Annotated in this window: 15 protein-coding genes; 5 read left to right on the forward strand and 10 right to left on the reverse strand. The window is 65.1% G+C overall.

Annotated features, from left to right (window positions below):
- The first annotated feature begins 105 nt into the window (after positions 1 to 105).
- The gene (locus DQ397_RS13930) at positions 106 to 1,497 is read left to right on the forward strand and encodes an L-cystine transporter (RefSeq protein WP_043208668.1); all 1,392 of its coding nucleotides are present in this window, start codon (positions 106 to 108) and stop codon (positions 1,495 to 1,497) included.
- A gap of 105 nt (positions 1,498 to 1,602) precedes the next feature.
- Here DQ397_RS13930 and DQ397_RS13935 read toward each other — a convergent pair whose 3' ends face one another.
- Positions 1,603 to 2,118 (reverse strand): dihydrofolate reductase, encoded by a 516-nt coding sequence (locus tag DQ397_RS13935; protein WP_043208669.1) that lies wholly within the window; start codon positions 2,116 to 2,118, stop codon positions 1,603 to 1,605.
- 53 nt (positions 2,119 to 2,171) lie between these two features.
- Between DQ397_RS13935 and DQ397_RS13940 the strand changes: the two genes are divergently transcribed.
- Together DQ397_RS13940 and DQ397_RS13945 are read left to right on the forward strand one after the other, a co-directional pair.
- The gene (locus DQ397_RS13940; RefSeq protein WP_043208674.1) at positions 2,172 to 3,563 is read left to right on the forward strand and encodes a DUF2868 domain-containing protein; all 1,392 of its coding nucleotides are present in this window, start codon (positions 2,172 to 2,174) and stop codon (positions 3,561 to 3,563) included.
- A complete protein-coding gene (locus DQ397_RS13945) occupies positions 3,556 to 4,920 on the forward strand; it encodes a GTPase/DUF3482 domain-containing protein (protein ID WP_043208676.1) in 1,365 nt (454 codons plus the stop codon). The genes DQ397_RS13940 and DQ397_RS13945 overlap by 8 nt, the downstream gene beginning before the upstream one ends.
- A gap of 33 nt (positions 4,921 to 4,953) precedes the next feature.
- Here the strand turns inward: DQ397_RS13945 and DQ397_RS13950 are convergent, their stop codons facing one another.
- The 6 genes from DQ397_RS13950 to DQ397_RS13975 all read right to left on the reverse strand — a co-directional run bounded on the left by DQ397_RS13950 (position 4,954) and on the right by DQ397_RS13975 (position 12,802).
- Entirely contained in the window at positions 4,954 to 5,505 is a 552-nt protein-coding gene (locus DQ397_RS13950) for a phosphonate degradation HD-domain oxygenase (protein WP_043208677.1), read from the reverse strand.
- 131 nt (positions 5,506 to 5,636) lie between these two features.
- Positions 5,637 to 6,662, reverse strand: a complete 1,026-nt coding sequence (locus tag DQ397_RS13955; protein ID WP_043208679.1) for a putative 2-aminoethylphosphonate ABC transporter substrate-binding protein — start codon at positions 6,660 to 6,662, stop codon at positions 5,637 to 5,639.
- Positions 6,663 to 6,692: 30 nt separating this feature from the next.
- Entirely contained in the window at positions 6,693 to 8,417 is a 1,725-nt protein-coding gene (locus DQ397_RS13960) for a putative 2-aminoethylphosphonate ABC transporter permease subunit (protein ID WP_043208681.1), read from the reverse strand.
- Position 8,418: 1 nt separating this feature from the next.
- Complete coding sequence (locus DQ397_RS13965) at positions 8,419 to 9,483, reverse strand: putative 2-aminoethylphosphonate ABC transporter ATP-binding protein (protein ID WP_043208682.1); 1,065 nt, start codon at positions 9,481 to 9,483, stop codon at positions 8,419 to 8,421.
- A gap of 180 nt (positions 9,484 to 9,663) precedes the next feature.
- A complete protein-coding gene (locus tag DQ397_RS13970) occupies positions 9,664 to 10,533 on the reverse strand; it encodes a LysR family transcriptional regulator (protein ID WP_043208684.1) in 870 nt (289 codons plus the stop codon).
- 10 nt (positions 10,534 to 10,543) lie between these two features.
- Positions 10,544 to 12,802: a heavy metal translocating P-type ATPase gene (locus DQ397_RS13975; protein WP_043208686.1), complete on the reverse strand. Its 2,259-nt coding sequence runs from the start codon at positions 12,800 to 12,802 to the stop codon at positions 10,544 to 10,546.
- A gap of 112 nt (positions 12,803 to 12,914) precedes the next feature.
- Between DQ397_RS13975 and cadR the strand changes: the two genes are divergently transcribed.
- Positions 12,915 to 13,358 (forward strand): cadmium resistance transcriptional regulator CadR, encoded by a 444-nt coding sequence (cadR, locus tag DQ397_RS13980; RefSeq protein ID WP_043208688.1) that lies wholly within the window; start codon positions 12,915 to 12,917, stop codon positions 13,356 to 13,358.
- A 32-nt stretch (positions 13,359 to 13,390) separates the two neighbouring features.
- Here the strand turns inward: cadR and DQ397_RS13985 are convergent, their stop codons facing one another.
- The 3 genes from DQ397_RS13985 to DQ397_RS13995 are packed head-to-tail and all read right to left on the reverse strand — an operon-like array spanning position 13,391 to position 16,019.
- Positions 13,391 to 14,362 (reverse strand): thymidylate synthase, encoded by a 972-nt coding sequence (locus DQ397_RS13985; protein ID WP_043208690.1) that lies wholly within the window; start codon positions 14,360 to 14,362, stop codon positions 13,391 to 13,393.
- A gap of 48 nt (positions 14,363 to 14,410) precedes the next feature.
- Positions 14,411 to 15,220: a prolipoprotein diacylglyceryl transferase gene (gene lgt / locus DQ397_RS13990; protein ID WP_043208691.1), complete on the reverse strand. Its 810-nt coding sequence runs from the start codon at positions 15,218 to 15,220 to the stop codon at positions 14,411 to 14,413.
- Positions 15,221 to 15,236: 16 nt separating this feature from the next.
- A complete protein-coding gene (locus DQ397_RS13995) occupies positions 15,237 to 16,019 on the reverse strand; it encodes a sulfite exporter TauE/SafE family protein (RefSeq protein ID WP_043208693.1) in 783 nt (260 codons plus the stop codon).
- Between the two features lie 131 nt (positions 16,020 to 16,150).
- On the opposite strand from DQ397_RS13995, the gene DQ397_RS14000 reads away from it, so the two are divergent.
- Positions 16,151 to 16,897, forward strand: coding sequence for an NRDE family protein (locus DQ397_RS14000; RefSeq protein ID WP_043208694.1), 747 nt, complete (start codon positions 16,151 to 16,153; stop codon positions 16,895 to 16,897).
- Positions 16,898 to 16,946 lie beyond the last annotated feature (49 nt).

Here is a 16,946-nt window from a genome sequence, read left to right on the forward strand (position 1 = left end):
CACATTCGATTTGGGTATAAATTCGTTTGTTTTCAGGCTGTTAGCATTTGCGTTCGCAATCGCTCAATCAGAGGCGATGCCTCTTGTGCTTTACCTGGAGCTTCAATGAACCTGCCGTTGTCACTCAACCTGCTGGCCTTCGTGGTCTTGTTACTGGGCCTTTCGCAAACCCGCCGTACCGACTGGAGCCTGGCCCGGAAAGTCCTGCTCGGCCTGGTGCTGGGCGTATCGTTCGGTCTGGTGCTGCACACGCTTTATGGCGCGGGCCATCCGGTGCTCAAGGCGACGATCGCCTGGCTCGACCTGGTCGGCAACGGTTACGTGGGCCTGTTGCAGATGATCGTGATGCCGCTGATCTTCGCCTCGATCCTCAGCGCGGTGGCTCGCCTGCACAACGCATCGTCCCTGGGCCGGATCAGCGTGCTGAGCATCGGCATCCTGTTGCTGACCACCGCGATCGCGGCGCTGATCGGCATCACCCTGACCAACCTCTTCGGCCTGAGCGCCGACGGCCTGGTGGCCGGCGCCCAGGAAACCGCGCGGCTGCAAACCATCCACAGCGACTACGCGGGCAAGGTCGCCGACCTCAACATCCCGCAGTTGCTGCTGTCGTTCATCCCCACCAACCCGGTGGGTGACCTGGCGCGGGCCAAGCCGACCTCGATCATCAGCGTGGTCATCTTCGCTGTGTTCCTGGGCCTGGCTGCCTTGCAACTGATCAAGGACGACGCCGACAAGGGCAACCGCGCCTTGGCGGCCATCGATACCCTGCAGGCCTGGGTGATGCGCCTGGTGCGCCTGGTGATGAAGCTCACTCCCTACGGCGTGCTGGCGCTGATGGCCAAGGTGGTCGCCAGCTCCAACCTCGAGGACATCCTCAAGCTGGGCAGCTTCGTGGTGGTGTCGTACCTGGGCCTGGGCCTGATGTTCGTGGTGCATGGCGTGATCCTGGCCGCGACCGGCGTCAGCCCGCTGCGCTTTCTGCGCAAGGTCTGGCCCGTGCTCACCTTCGCCTTCACCAGCCGCTCGAGCGCAGCGAGCATCCCGCTGAACATCGAAGCGCAGACCCGGCGCCTGGGCGTTCCGCCGTCCATCGCCAGCTTCAGCGCCTCGTTCGGCGCCACCATCGGCCAGAACGGCTGTGCCGGCCTGTACCCGGCCATGCTGGCGGTGATGGTCGCGCCTGCGGTGGGCATCGATACCTTCGACCCACTGTGGATCGCCACCTTGGTGGCCATCGTCACCCTCAGCTCGGCAGGTGTAGCCGGTGTGGGCGGCGGCGCGACCTTCGCTGCGCTGATCGTGCTGCCCGCCATGGGCCTGCCGGTGGAGCTGGTGGCGTTGCTGATTTCCGTGGAGCCGCTGATCGACATGGGTCGCACTGCATTGAACGTGAACGGCTCCATGACGGCAGGCGTAGTCACCAGCCAGTTGCTCAAGCAGACCGACCAGCAGGTGCTGGCCGATGATGCCCATGCCGAGCTGAGCCATTCCTAGCTCCGTGGCGACTGCTTCGCGGGTAAATCCGCGCCCACAGGGTTGGTGGTGATCCTTGCGGGAGCGGGTTCACCCGCGAAGGGCTGCAAAGCAGCCCCGGTAGTTTCAAACCTTGTCCCACACCTCGAAGTGATACGCAGGCTTGCCTTCCTCGGCCTGCGGCTCACTCGACACCAAGCGCCAGTGAGCCTTGTCGAACTCAGGGAACCACGCATCCCCCTCCGGCGATAGCTCCACCCGGGTCAGGTACATGCGGCTGACCAAGCCCTTCTCCAGCGCTTGCCCGTACAACTGCGCCCCGCCGATCAACATAAGCTCGCCGACGCCCTGTTCCCGCGCCCACTGCTCGGCCCGTACCCGAGCTGCCTCCAGCGAGGGAAACACCTCGGCGCCCTGCAATTGCAGGCCCGGCTGGCGGCTGACCACGATGTTCAGGCGCCCCGGCAAGGGGCGGCCCAGCGAATCCCAGGTCTTGCGCCCCATGATGATGGGCTTGCCCAGGGTGGTGGCCTTGAAGTACTTGAAGTCCCCCGGCAGGTGCCAGGGCATGGTGTTGTCGATGCCGATCACACGGTTCTCTGCGAGTGCCGCGATCAGGCTGAGGGGGAGTGATGTATTCATGGTGGCGAGGATAGCACCCGACGCCTGGGTTATGCTTTGCCCTGACTTGTGCAATGGAAGAGCTCGTGACTGCACCCACCCTATTCGACAAACGCTGGCTCACCGAAGCGGTGCGCCTGCGCGAGGAACAGGCCGGCCCCCTGGAAGATCAGGAAGCCAACCGCCGCGCCCGCCAACAAGGTGGCGACCTGGCGGCGCGCATCGAAACGCGCGCGCTGTGGCTGGCCGAACGCGATGGTATGACCCACGCCCTGCGCCATTGGAAACAGGGCGCGCGCCTGGCCCTGCTGGCCCTGATGGTACTGGCCGTTCTCAGCGGCGCCGGCCTGGGGCTGGCGGCCCTGGGCGACGGGCAGCGCCCGGTGAATGTGTTCTGGGCCCTGGGCAGCCTGCTGGGGCTGAACCTGCTGATGCTGCTGGGATGGGCCGCCGGGCTGTTGCTGGCCGGCGAGCACGACACAGGCCTTGGCCGTCTGTGGCTATGGCTCAGCGAACGCTTGGCCCGCGATGCGCAGGCCGCGCACCTGGCCCCCGCCTTGCTGGTGATGCTGCAACGCCAACGGCTCAACCGCTGGCTGCTCGGCGCGCTGGTGCATGGCCTGTGGCTGCTGGCAATGGTCGCCGCAGTGGGCATGCTTCTGGCGTTGCTGGCCACCCGGCGCTACGGCTTCGTCTGGGAAACCACCCTGCTCGCCGCAGAACCGTTCATCCATCTGACCCAGACCCTCGGCGCTCTGCCTTCGTTACTGGGCTTCGCGGTGCCCGATGAAGCCCTGATCCGCGCCAGCGGCGACACCCTGCCCGCGCTCGACCTGGCACGCCAGGCCTGGGCCAGCTGGTTGCTTGGCGTGGTGCTGGTGTACGGCTTGCTGCCGCGCCTGTTGCTCGCCCTGCTCTGCCTGTGGCACTGGCATCAGGGTCGCGCGCGTTTGAAGCTGGACCTGAACCTGCCCGGCTACAGCCACCTGCGCGAGGTGTTGATGCCCAGCAGCGAACGGCTCGGCGTGCAGGACGCCGCGCCTCACGCCCTGCCCGAGTTCCGGGCCGGCCAATTGGGCGTTCAGGATGGCGGCGCCCTGCTGGTCGGCCTGGAGCTGGATGACCAGCGTCCTTGGCCACCCATTCTGCCCAAGACCGTGGCCAACGCGGGCGTGCTGGACAGCCGCGAATCGCGCAACAAGCTGCTGGAGCAACTGAGCCGCTTCCCGCCAGCCCGCCTGGCCATCGCCTGCGACCCCCGTCGCTCGCCTGACCGTGGCAGCCTCGCACTGCTGGCCGAACTGGCACGTAACGCAGGGGCCACACGCATCTGGCTGCTCCAGGCCCTCCCAGGCGAGCCGCTGGACGCCGATCGCCTGGGTGATTGGCATGACGCCCTGGATCGCCTCGGCCTGCCCCACGCCGACACCTCGCCCATGACCTGGTTGGAGCACGGCCATGACTGAGCCCCTGAAGCTGGCCGTGGTCGGCCACACCAACGTCGGCAAGACCTCCCTGCTGCGCACCCTGACCCGTGACGTCAGCTTCGGCGAGGTCTCCCACCGGCCCAGCACCACCCGTCACGTGGAGGGCGCGCGGCTGTCGGTGGACGGCGAGCCGCTGCTGGAGCTGTACGACACGCCCGGCCTGGAAGATGCCATCGCCCTGCTCGATTACTTGGAACGCCTGGAACGCCCCGGCGAACGCCTGGACGGCCCGGCACGGCTGGAGCGGTTTCTCCAGGGCAGCGAGGCGCGCCAGCGTTTCGAACAGGAAGCCAAGGTCCTGCGCCAACTGCTGGCGAGCGATGCCGGGCTCTATGTGATCGATGCCCGCGAGCCGGTGCTGGCCAAGTACCGCGATGAGCTGGAAGTCCTGGCCAGTTGCGGCAAGCCCTTGCTGCCCGTGCTCAACTTCGTCGCCAGCCAGCAGCATCGCGAGCCTCAGTGGCGCGAAGCCCTCGCCCGTCTTGGCCTGCACGCCCTGGTGCGCTTCGACAGCGTGGCGCCGCCCGAGGATGGCGAACGGCGCCTGTACGAGAGCCTGGCCCTGCTGCTCGAGGACGCCCGCCCCGCCCTGCAACGCCTGATCGACGACCAGCAGGCCCAGCGCAAGGCACGCCAGCAAAGTGCCAAGCGCTTGATCGCCGAGTTGCTGCTCGACTGCGCCGCCTGCCGACGCAGCGTCGAGGCCGAACCTGCCGCCGAAGCCCAAGCCATCGAAACCCTGCGTCATGAGGTGCGTCAACGCGAGCAACGCTGCGTCGAAGCACTGCTCAAGCTCTATGCCTTCCGTCGCGACGACGCCCATGCCGGTGACCTGCCCTTGCTCGATGGGCGCTGGGGGGATGACCTGTTCAACCCGGAGACTTTGAAGCTGCTCGGCGTGCGCCTGGGCAGCGGCGTGGCGGCCGGGGCTGCCGCCGGGGCTGGCGTGGACCTGCTGGTGGGTGGCCTGACCCTGGGTGCCGCCGCCCTGGCCGGGGCCATTGCCGGTGGCGCACTGCAAACGGCGCGCAACTATGGGTCGCGCCTGATGGGCAAGCTCAAAGGCCAGCGCGAACTGACCGTGGACGACACAGTGCTGCGCCTGCTGGCGCTGCGCCAACAACAGCTGATGGTAGCGCTCGACAGCCGCGGACATGCCGCGCAAGACAGCATCCGCCTAAGCGAGCCGGATGAAAAAGCCTGGCGTGAGGGCAAGCTGCCCGAGGCCCTCAAGCGCGCCCGGGCGCACCCCCAGTGGTCGACGCTCAACCCTGGCGCGCGAGTCAATCAGGCCGAGCGGCAGGAGCAACTCGAAGCCCTGGTGAACGACTTGTAGATCCCTTCGCGGGTTTACCCGCGTAGAGGTCTGTCAGAGCAACGCCAGGGCCTTTTCCTTGAGCATCGCCAGGTCGATCACCGGTACCCCGACCTCCTTGGCCATTTCGTCCCACTCGCGCATGCGCAGACTGACCTTGAACAACGGGTCCTGCTCGAATGCGTCGGCCTCGGCATCGCTCATCACCCCGCCTTGATATTCGAGCGTACGCCGGCTCGCCTCGCTCAGGCGGTCGTAGTAACCCGGCTGGCGCAAGGTCAGGTAGCGCTTGGCCTCGACGTGGTACTGCACCAACCGCGCCATGCGCTCGCCGAAACCGCAGCGGCGCAGGTACTCGGCCCCGATCCGCTCGTGGCTGACCACCCCATAGCCGCCCATGTCCCCTTCGCCCTCCCCGCACAGATGGCCGATGTCATGGAAGAATGCGGCCAACACCACTTCATCGTCGAAGCCCTCGGCCATGGCCAATTCGGCGGCCTGGGACATGTGCTCGATCTGGGTGATCGCCTCGCCGATGTAGTCGTCGGCGCCGTGGCGTTCGTAGAGGGTGAAAGTGGTATGGATGATCTGTTCGGGGGTGGGCATTGCTCATCTCCAGAATTAGGTACCAATACATTCGCGGGTAAACCCGCTGCCACAAGGTTCAGCATCATCCCTGTGGCAGCGGGTTTACCCGCGAATGAGGGCAAGCGGCCCTCGCAAGAGACTAGCCGCGATTACTGCTGAGCGACTTTCTCCGACTTGCCGTCATAGCGCTTGCGCCACTCGCTCAGGATCTCGTCGCGGTTCTTCGAGGCCCAGGCGAAATCGTTTTTGATCAGGCGCTGCTCGTAATCTGCCGGCAGCTCGGTCTGCGGCTTGGCGATGCCAGGGGCGGCAAGCACGGCGAAGTTTTCCTTGTACAGCTCCATGGCCGCGGGGCTTGCCGAGAAATCGGCCAGGCGCTTGGCGGCCTCGGCCTTCGGCGAGCCCTTGATGACCGCGGTGGCTTCGATTTCCCAGCCCAGGCCTTCCTTGGGCAGGATGATATCCAGCGGCGCGCCCTGGCGCTTGAGCTGCACGGCCGGGTACTCGAAGGAGATACCGATCGGGAACTCACCGGCCGCAGCCAGCTTGCACGGCTTGGACCCGGAGTGGACGTACTGACCGATGTTCTGGTGCAAGGCGTCCATGTAGGCCCAGCCCTGAGGCTCGCCGAAGGTCTGCAGCCAGGCACTGACATCCAGGAAGCCGGTGCCCGACGAGGCCGGGTTCGGCATGACGATCTTGCCCTTGTACTCAGGCTTGGTCAGGTCCTGCCAGCTCACCGGCTTGCTCAGGCCCTGCTTCTCGGCCTCGACGGTGTTGAAGCAGAGGGTGGCAGCCCAGACGTCCATGCCGACCCAGGCAGGCGGGTTGGCGGCGTCGCGGTAGTTGGGGGAGATCTTGCCCAGGTCTTTGGGCGCGTAGGCTTCGAGCATGCCGTTCTGGTCGAGGATAGCCAGGCTGGAGGCAGCCAGGCCCCACACCGCGTCTGCCTGCGGGCGGTCTTTTTCGGCCAGCAGCTTGGCGGTGATGATACCGGTGGAGTCACGCACCCATTTGATCTCGATGTCCGGGTTGGCCTTCTCGAAGGCCTGCTTGTAGCTCTTGAGCTGCTCGGCTTCCAGGGCGGTGTAGACCGTCAGTTGGGTCCCGGCGGCCGAAGCCTGCAGGCTGAACACGGCGGATACGGCAGCGACAAGTGCGAGGGGCTTGAACATGATGCGGTTCCTTACAGGGTTGGCAGTCGGTCAATGGCCGGGCGCACGCTGGCGCCAGGCCTGGGAGCGGCGCAGCAGGCCGCGGGATGCACCGGCCAGCAGCAGCGAAGCGGTCGCGCTGGTCAGCAGGATCAAAGTGGACATGGCGGCGGCGCCGCCCACATTGCCGGCGTCGTCCATGTTCAACACGGCGACGGCGGCGAGAATGGTGTCGGGGCTGTACAGGAAGATCGCTGCCGACACGGTGGTCATCGCCGAGACGAACAGGTAGCGGATGATGTCCAGCAGCGCCGGCAGGCAGATCGGCACGGTCACCCGCATGAAGTGCTTGTACAACGGTGCCTTGAGCGATAGCGCGGCGGCTTCGAACTCACTGTCGAGCTGGCGCAGGGCAGTGGTCGCGGTCATCTGCGCCGTGGTCAGGTAGTGGGCGATGGTGCACACCACCAGCAGCGCCATGCCGCCATAGAACACGTGCAATGGGTTGCCGTTGAGGTTGAAGAAGAACACATAGCCCAGGCCCAGGACGAGGCCCGGCACCGCCATGGGAATGAAGCTCAGCAGGCGCAGGGACTGGTTGAGCAGGCGCTGGCCCTGGGTCTTCTCCATCAGGTAGGCGCCGGTGAAGATCACGAGGCTGCCGATCAGCGCCGTGGCCAGCGCCATGGTCACGCTGTTGCGGTACGCCAGCCAGCCGCCACCGGCGGTGTCGTCGAACATATAGTGCTTGAACGACAGCGACAGGTTGTACGGCCAGAACTTTACCAACGACGAGTACACCGCCATACCGATGACCAGCAACAGCACCGCGCAGACCAGCAGCACGATGGCCAGGAAGCACCCATCACGGCGGCGCGACGGCTGGGGCTGGAACACCTGCGCACGACCACTCATGGCATCGCCCTGGCGTCGGCGCAGCCAGGCATCGACGGTAAAGCTCAGCAACGCCGGCACCAGCAACACCATGCCGATCAACGCCCCCCGACCGAACTGCTGCTGGCCGACCACCGCCTTGTAAGCTTCCAGCGCCAGCACTTGATAGTCGCCTCCCACCACGACCGGCACGCCGAAATCGGTGATGGTCAGGGTGAACACCAGGCAGAACGCGGCGAACACCGCTTGGCGGGTGCCGGGCCAGGTGATGCTGCGAAACGCGCGCCAGGGCCCGGCGCCCATGCTCGACGCGGCATCGAACAGACGTGCATCCGCCAACGTCAAAGCCGACAGCAGGATCATCAAAGCATGGGGGAAGGTGTAGATCGCCTCGCCCAGCACGATGCCCCAGAAGCCATAGACGTTATCGGTCAGCAGCCCGCGCAACAGGCCCTGGTTGCCGAACAGGTAGACCAGCGCGATCGCCGGCAGCATCGACGGCGCCAGCAGCGGCAGCAGCGAGATGCCTCGCCACAGCCCCTTGACGGGGATCAGCGTGCGTTGCAAGGCATAGGCGAACAGATAGGCCAGCGGCACGACAATGGCCGCGACACTGAAGGCGACCTTCAGGCTGTTGCCCAACAGCCAGTGGAAGTTCTCGCTGGCGAACAGTTCACGGGCGGCGACCAGGCCGCCACCTTGACCGGCCTCACCATTGAAGCCACGCCAGAAGATCGCCAGCAGGGGCATCAGCACGGCGAGGATGAGCAGGAGCAGCAGCAAGCACTTGCCGCCGACGACGAAGAGTCGATCGCCCAGAGCGACACCACTGCGTGGTGCCGACTTGGCCTGGGGGATCGCGACGGACAGGGGCGCGGCCATCTCAGGCAAAGACCTGCAGGCTGCGCGGCGGCAAGGCCACCCAGATGTCCTGGGACCCCAGGCGCGGCATGGCCTCTGGCGCCAGCTCCGCCAGCAGCGAATGGCCAGGCAGGGCCTTGAGCTCGAAGCTCATGCGGCAGCGGTTACCCAGGAAGGTGATCTCCTGGACCATGGCCGGGAACAGGTTCTCCTCATGCACCACCGGGTTGACGGTGATCGCCTCAGGGCGACAGAACAGTCGACCGCTGCTGCTGTGCACCGCCCCAGGGGCCAGGCGCATGTTCATGCCCCCCACCTGGGCATGGCTGTCGCCGCTGCGCTGGAAGGGCAGCCAGTTGCCCTGACCGACGAACTCGGCCACGAACGGCGTGGCGGGCTGGTCGTAGATTTCCTGCGGGGTGGCGTACTGCTCGACCTGGCCGTTGTTCATCACGGCGATGCGGTCGGCCATCAACATGGCTTCGTCCTGGTTGTGGGTCACCATCAGGGTGGTGATGCCCAACTGGCGCTGAAGCTGGCGCAACTCGGTGCACAGGTGCTCGCGAACACGTGCATCGAGTGCCGACATGGGCTCGTCGAGCAACAACAGCGAAGGCGACGGCGCCAAGGCGCGGGCCAGGGCCACGCGTTGCTGCTGGCCGCCGGACAGCTGGCCGGGGTATTTCTTCTCGCTGCCTGAGAGACCGACCAGTTCGAGCATCTGCGCCACACGATGGCGTGCCTGCTCGCGGCTACTGCCGGTCAGACCATAGGCGATATTGGCCTCGACGGTCAGATTGGGGAACAGCGCATAGGACTGGAACAGGATGCCGTAGTCACGGGCCTGGGGCGGCAAGTGGGAGATATCGCGTTCGCCGATGTACAGCTCGCCACGGTCTTGGCGCTCTAGACCGGCGATGCAGCGCAGCAGCGTGGTCTTGCCACAGCCGGAAGGGCCCAGCAGACAGACCAACTCGCCGGCGGCGATGTCCAGGGAGACATCGTTGAGGGCCGTGAAGGCGCCGAAACGCTTGTGGATGTTGCGCACTTTCATTTGTGCGCCCGGGGCGGGGATAGCGTTGTTCATGACAGGGCCTCATCGAACAGATGGGGCCATGCTAGGAACTCAATGCGAAGGTTATGTGGCTGGTAAGCAAAAGCTGCCGATAGTGCCATTCACGGATTTTTGTAGTGAACTCAACGGCGCTTTCACGGGAAACCCGCTCCTACAGGGTTCAGCACACACCCCCAAGGAGCCAACACCGATCTAGAACTGCGATCCCACCACCTCTTGTGCCACGCCCAGGAACGCCGCCGGCAACCTGGCCTGGCGCCGCTCCTTGAGGCAGTACAAGTACTCGTGCATCACCGGAGCATTCTCCAGCGTCAACACCCGCAGCTCCGGGTTATGCGGCACTTCATGGCGGGCAATGATGCTGATGCCGATGTTGCGCAGCACCGCCTCGCGGATCGATTCACGGCTGCCGATTTCCAACAGCGTCCCACCGTTGACCCCGGCCTCCTCGAGCATGCGCTCGGTCAGCTTGCGAGTGGTCGAACCAGGTTCACGCATCAACAGACAGTGCCCGGCCAGCGCGTCGATGGAAACTGCGTGGCGATGGGCCAGCGGGTGGTTGCGGTGCACCGCCACGACCAGCGGGTCGCTACCCAGCACGCGACGCACCAGACGATTGTCTTCCACCAGTTGGGAAGAGGCAGCGATGTCCACCCGGTAGTCCTCGAGCATCTCCAGCACCTGCTGGGAATTGCCGATTTCTACGGTCAGTTCCACCTGTGGCAAGCGCTCACGGAAGATCTTCACCAGATCGAGGATGTAATAGGGTGCGGTGGCGGCGATGCGCAAACCGCCCTGGGCCTGACCACTGTTGCGCAGCTCGAACTCGATGTCGGCTTCCTGTTGCAGCAAGGCCTTGACCATCGGCAACAGTCGCGCGCCCTCCTCGCTCAGCACCAAGCGCCGCCCACCCCGGTAGAACAGCTCAACTGCGTACTGGCTCTCCAGGTTGCGGATCTGCGTGGTCACCGTGGGCTGGCTGAGCCCGAGCTTCTTCGCAGCCAAAGTGATGCTGCCCAGGCGGGCCACCATGTAGAAGGCTTTGAGCTCCGCGCTCAGCATCGAATTACCTCTATTTACGCAGCAGGCGCAAGCCGTTGAACACCACCAGCAGACTCACGCCCATGTCGGCGAACACCGCCATCCACATGGTCGCCATGCCGGCGAAGGTGATCGCCAGGAAAATCGCCTTGATGCCCAATGCCAGAACGATGTTCTGCGTCAGGATCGCCGCACTTTGGCGCGACAGCCTGACGAAGGCGGGGATTTTGCGCAAGTCATCGTCCATCAGCGCCACGTCGGCGGTCTCGATGGCGGTGTCGGTGCCAGCCGCCGCCATGGCAAAGCCGATCTCGGCGCGGGCCAGGGCCGGCGCGTCGTTGATGCCATCACCGACCATGCCGACACGATGCCCTTGGCCGTACAGTGCCTCGATGCTGCCGAGCTTGTCCGCCGGCAAAAGGTTGCCTTCGGCGCGGTCGATGCCCACCTGGGCGGCGATGGCCTGGGCGGTATGGGGATTATCGCCGGTCAGCATGACAGTCTTGATACCCAGCGCATGCAGCTCGGCGATGGCCTGGCGGCTACTGTCCTTGACCGTGTCCGCCACGGCGAACAGCGCCAGCGGTCCGGAGCCGTCGAGCAGCAGCACGACGGTCTTGCCCTGGCGCTCGAGCTGGTCCAGTTCGGCCTCCAGAGCCGGCGAGCACAGGCCCAGCTCTTCGACCAGGCGATGGTTGCCCAGGTGATACAGGGTGCCGTCGATTTCGCCCCGCACGCCGCGACCAGCCAGGGCGGTGAACTCACGCACGTCGCTCAGCTCCAGGGCCTGCGCCTGGGCATGCTGGGCGATGGCGCCCGACACCGGGTGGTCGGAGCGCGCCGCCAGGCTTGCCGCCAACGCCTGGGCGCGGCCTTCGAACAACGGGTCGAGCACCTTGCTGTCGGTTTGTACCGGCTTGCCATGGGTGATGGTGCCGGTCTTGTCCAGAGCCAGGAAGTCCAACTTGCGCCCGCCTTCGAGGTACACGCCGCCCTTGATCAGGATGCCCTTGCGCGCCGCCGCCGCCAGGCCACTGACGATGGTCACCGGGGTGGAGATCACCAGGGCGCAAGGGCAGGCCACCACCAGCAGGACCAGCGCGCGGTAGATCCAGTCGAACCAGGCGCCGGCCATGAACAGCGGCGGAATGATCGCCACCGTCAGGGCCACCGCGAACACCGCCGGGGTGTAGATGCGCGAGAACTGGTCGACGAAGCGCTGGGTCGGCGCCCTGGCGCCTTGGGCCTCTTCGACGGCCTTGATGATGCGCGCCAAGGTCGACTGCCCTGCCGCCGCAGTGACCCGGTACTCCAAGGCACCGGCCTGGTTGATGGTGCCGGCGAACAGCTTGTCGCCGACAGCCTTTTCGATCGGCAGGCTTTCGCCGGTGATCGGCGCCTGATCGACGCTCGATTGCCCACTGACCACTTCGCCGTCCAGGCCGATGCGTTCACCAGGGCGCACGCGCACCAAGGCGCCGATAGTCACATCTCGCACCTCGACCTCACGCCATTGGCCGTCAGCCTGCTGCACCGTGGCCAGGTCCGGGCTCAGTTGCATCAGCCCACCGATGGCATTACGGGCGCGGTCCAGCGAGCGCGCCTCGATCAATTCGGCAACCGTGAACAGCACCATGACCATGGCCGCCTCCGGCCATTGGCCGATCAACACGGCACCGGTCACGGCGATGCTCATCAATGCATTGATATTGAGGTTGCGGTTCTTCAGGGCGATCCAGCCCTTCTTGTAGGTGCCCAGGCCACAGCCGAGGATGGCTGCCAGCGCCAACAGCGCCACGACCCACTCCGGTGCCTTGCCGGAGAAATGCACGAGCTCGGCGGCGATCGCCGCCACACCCGACAACGCGAGCGGCCACCAACGGGGCTTGTGGGCCAGGGGCGCGGCTGGGGCATCGTCACCCTCAGCACTCATAGGCTCGGCTTTCATCCCCAGGCTGTCGATGGCCTGCTCGATCTGGGCCGTACCCTCCAGCGTGTGGCGCACGCCGAGCACGCGGTTGATCAGGTTGAATTCCAGTTGTTCGATGCCCGCCAGCTTGCCGAGCTTGTCCTGGATCAGGCTCTGCTCGGTGGGGCAGTCCATGGCCTCGATGCGGAAACGGCTGAGCCGTGCCTGGCCACTGGCCCTCTCGGTCAATTGCACCCTGGCTGGCGCGGCACTGGAGCTGCAGCAACCGTGACCATGGGAGGCATGGCTGTGCGCCTTGTCGCCATGATCGTGATCATGGCCGTGGTCATGCTGATGTTCGGGGCTGACAGGCTGGTTCATGGAATCATCCTTAACGTGAGCGCTGACCTCTGCAGGTATCCACAGAGTGGGTTGTTGCCAAGTGAACACCCTGTAGCCACTATAGGGTCAAGCCCCTTTCCTGGAGATTGCCATGAAGATCGGAGAACTGGCCAAGGCCACCGAGTGCGCCGTGGAGACCATCCGCTACTACGAGCGCGAGCAATTGCTACCGGCCCCCGCCCGCACCGAAGGCAACTACCGGCAATACACCCAGGCCCATGTGGAGCGCCTGACCTTCATCCGCAACTGCCGCACCCTGGACATGACCCTGGACGAAATCCGCAGCCTGTTGCGCCTGCGCGACAGCCCCGACGATTCGTGCGGCAGCGTCAATGCGCTGATCGACGAGCATATCGAGCATGTGCAGGCGAGAATCGATGGGTTGATGGCGCTGCAGGCGCAGTTGGTGGAGCTGCGCCAGCAGTGCAACGCCAAAGGATCGGAGTGCGCGATCCTTCAGCAACTGGAGACGAACGGGGCGGTATCGGTACCCGAAACCGAGCACTCCCACGTGGGACGCAGTCACGGGCATTGAGGGGGGCTGCGAGCAGCCCAGCCCTCTCAGGGTCAGACCGCCATCGGCGCGGTCATCGGTGCATGGTGCTCGTACCCTTCCAGCCAGAAGTCGCTCGGCTCGATCTTCTCCAGCCACTCGGGCTCGTACTTGCCCGTCTCTGCGAACGCCGGCACGCGGTCGCTGATCACCAGTTTCGGCGCCGCCAATGGCTCGCGCTTCATCTGCTCGTTCAGCATGTCCAGGTGGTTTTCATACACATGGGCATCGCCGATGAAATAGGTGAACCAGCGCGGGGTGTAGCCGGTCAGCCGGCCGAATAGCGACAGCAGCGCCGCGCCTTCGGTGAGGTTGAACGGTGTGCCCAGGCCCAGGTCGTTGGAACGGATGTAGAGCGTCAGGGAAATTTCCTTGGTCTCGACATTGGGGTGGAACTGATACAGCAGGTGGCACGGCGGCAGGGCCATTTCATCGAGCTGGGCGCAGTTCCAGCCGTGGAACAGAATGCGGCGGCTGCCCGGGTCGTGGGCGATGGTGTCCAGGCACTGGCGCACCTGGTCGATGGCCTTGTACAGGATGACGAACGCCTGGCCGTCTTCTTCATCCTGGGCGATGCGGCGAAAGCCTGCCTTCTCGGCCATCTCGATGGCCGCCGGATTGCTCAGCGGGATGCGCTTGTAGCCCGGCCACTGGCGCCATTGCACGCCGTAGATTTCACCCAGGTCGTCGTGACCCTGGCGGAAGGGATTGGCCAGCCACTGAGCGTTCTCGTTGGCGTTCTGGTCCCAGACCTTGCAGCCCAACTCACGGAACTGCCCGGCATTCTTCACGCCGCGCAAAAAACCCACCATCTCGCCGATCGCCGACTTGAACGCCAACTTGCGCGTGGTGATGGCCGGGAAGCCCTTCTGCAGGTCGAAACGCAGCATGGCGCCCGGCAGACTGATGGTGCGGATGCCGGTGCGGTTTTCCTGCAACGTACCGTTTTCGATGACGTCACGGACCAGGTCTAGATACTGTTTCATGGCTTACCTGTAGCAAGAACGGCAGGGGGATCGCCCCTGCCGTGAGAGTCAAACGGTGGCCTTGGCCGTAGGTTTGCGGTTGTAGGCCCACCAGATCAGGAAGATGCCGCCGGCGATCATCGGCACGCAGAGCAACTGACCCATGGTCAACCAGCCGAAGGCGATGTACCCCAGCTGGGCGTCGGGTACCCGCACGAATTCCACGATGAAGCGGAAAATCCCGTAGAACAGCGCGAACATGCCGGAAACGGCCATGGTCGGGCGCGGTTTGCGCGAGTACAGCCAAAGGATGACGAATAATGCCACACCTTCGAGGGCGAACTGGTACAGCTGCGACGGGTGACGCGGCAGTTGCGCCGGGTCGCTGAACGGCGGGAAGACCATCGCCCAAGGCAGGTCGGTGGCCTTGCCCCACAGCTCGGCGTTGATGAAATTGCCGATGCGCCCGGCGCCCAGGCCGATCGGCACCAGCGGGGCGACGAAGTCCATCAGCTCGAAGAACGACTTGTTGTTGCGCTTGCCGAACCACAATGCCGCCAGCATCACGCCGATGAAGCCACCGTGGAACGACATGCCGCCCTTCCAGACCTCGAAGATCAACGTCGGATTGGCCAAGTACTGGTGCAGGTCATAGAACAGCACATAGCCCAGGCGCCCACCGACGATCACCCCCATGGACAGCCAGAACACCAGATCGGAGAGTTTCTCGCGGGTCCAGGTGGGATCGAAGCGGTTCAACCGGCGCGAGGCCAGCAGCCAGGCGCCGCCGATGCCGATCAGGTACATCAGGCCGTACCAGTGGATTTTCAGCGGCCCGATGGCCACGGCCACGGGGTCGATCTGCGGGTAAGGCAGCATTGTCATTCCTCTCGGGTTAAATCAAAAAGCTCAGTCCGACGCAAAACAGCAGCGCGGCGAACAGGCGCTTGAGCAAACGCGGCGACAACCTGTGCGCCAGGCGGGCACCGAATCGGGCGAAGAACATGCTGGTGACCGCGATACCCACCAGCGCAGGAAGATAGACGTAACCGATGCTGTGAGCCGGCAAGTGCTGCTCGTTCCAACCCAGCCACATGAAGCTCAGGGCACTGGCCACGGCAATCGGCAAACCACAGGCCGACGAGGTCGCCACTGCCTGCTGCATCGGCAGGCTGCGCCAGGTCAGGAACGGCACGGTCAGCGAGCCGCCGCCGATGCCGAAGATCGCCGAGGCCCAGCCGATCACGCTGCCAGCAGCGGTCAGGCCAGGCTTGCCGGGGATACCACGGCTGGCCTTGGGCTTGAGGTCCAAGGCCATCTGCGCGGCGATCACCAGGGCGAACACGCCGATGATCTTCTGCAGCATCGGGCCTTGGATCAGCGAGGCAGTCTTGGCCCCGACCAGCGCGCCGAGCAGGATGCCCAGAGTCATCCAGGCGAAGATCGGCCACTGCACCGCGCCCTTGCGCTGATGCTCGAGCACGGCATTGATCGACGTGAAGACGATGGTCGCCAGCGACGTGCCGACGGCCAAGTGAGTCAGTACCGAAGGGTCGAAGCCCTGCAGGGTGAAGCTGAACACCAGCACCGGCACGATGATGATGCCACCGCCCACACCGAACAGCCCGGCCAACACACCGGCGCAGGCCCCCAACAGCAGATAGAGTACGAATTCCATTCGTCGCCCCTTATGGAAACAATCCGCCATGGTAGCGGAAGCCAGCCCCGTGGCTCTAGTGAACTCTCTGTCAGGTGATGGATAGACGCAGCCCTAGTGGGTAGAGTGGCCAAAACAACCGAGGCCCTGACATGTGCCTGATCGTTTTCGCCTGGCGGCCGGGGCACGCCCTGCCGCTGATCGTCGCGGCCAACCGTGACGAGTTCTACGCCCGCCCGACCCAGGCCCTGGCCGCCTGGGAGGACGCCCCGGGCGTGCATGCCGGTCGCGACCTGGAAGCCGGTGGCACCTGGCTGGGCATCGGCCCCCAGGGACGCTTCGCGGCGCTGACCAACATCCGTGACCCACAACAGCCACTCGGGCCACGCTCACGCGGCGAGCTGGTGGCGGCCTATCTGCGCGGGGACCTGGGCGTGGAGGCTTACCTCGACCAGGTGGCCAGCCGCAGCAGCCAGTACTCAGGATTCAATCTACTGGTGGGCGATGCCGGGCAGCTGGGTTACCTGAACGCACGCCAGACCTCGCCGCGCCTGCTGGAGCCTGGGGTGTACGGGCTGTCCAATGCCGGGCTGGATACGCCCTGGCCCAAGCTGATCAAGGCGCGTAGTGGGCTGGAGGCGTTACTTGAGGATCCTCAGCCGGAGCATCTGCTGGCGTTGCTCGCCGATGCAGCGCCGGCCCATGACAGCGATCTGCCGGAAACTGGCGTGGGGTTGGCGACCGAGAAGCTGCTGTCGAGCGTGTTCATTGCCAGCCAGAACTATGGAACACGGGCGAGTACGGTATTGCTGGTCGATGACCAAGGACGGCGGCGAATCATCGAGCGCAGTTTCGGGCCCTTTGGCGGGCACTTGGGAGAGGTCGAGCTGCTGGTCTGAAAGGCATTGGTGTATCGGCCTCTTCGCGGGTTTACCCACGAAGAGGCCA

It is taken from the genome of Pseudomonas sp. CK-NBRI-02 (assembly GCF_008124495.1).
Lineage (GTDB): Bacteria > Pseudomonadota > Gammaproteobacteria > Pseudomonadales > Pseudomonadaceae > Aquipseudomonas > Aquipseudomonas guariconensis.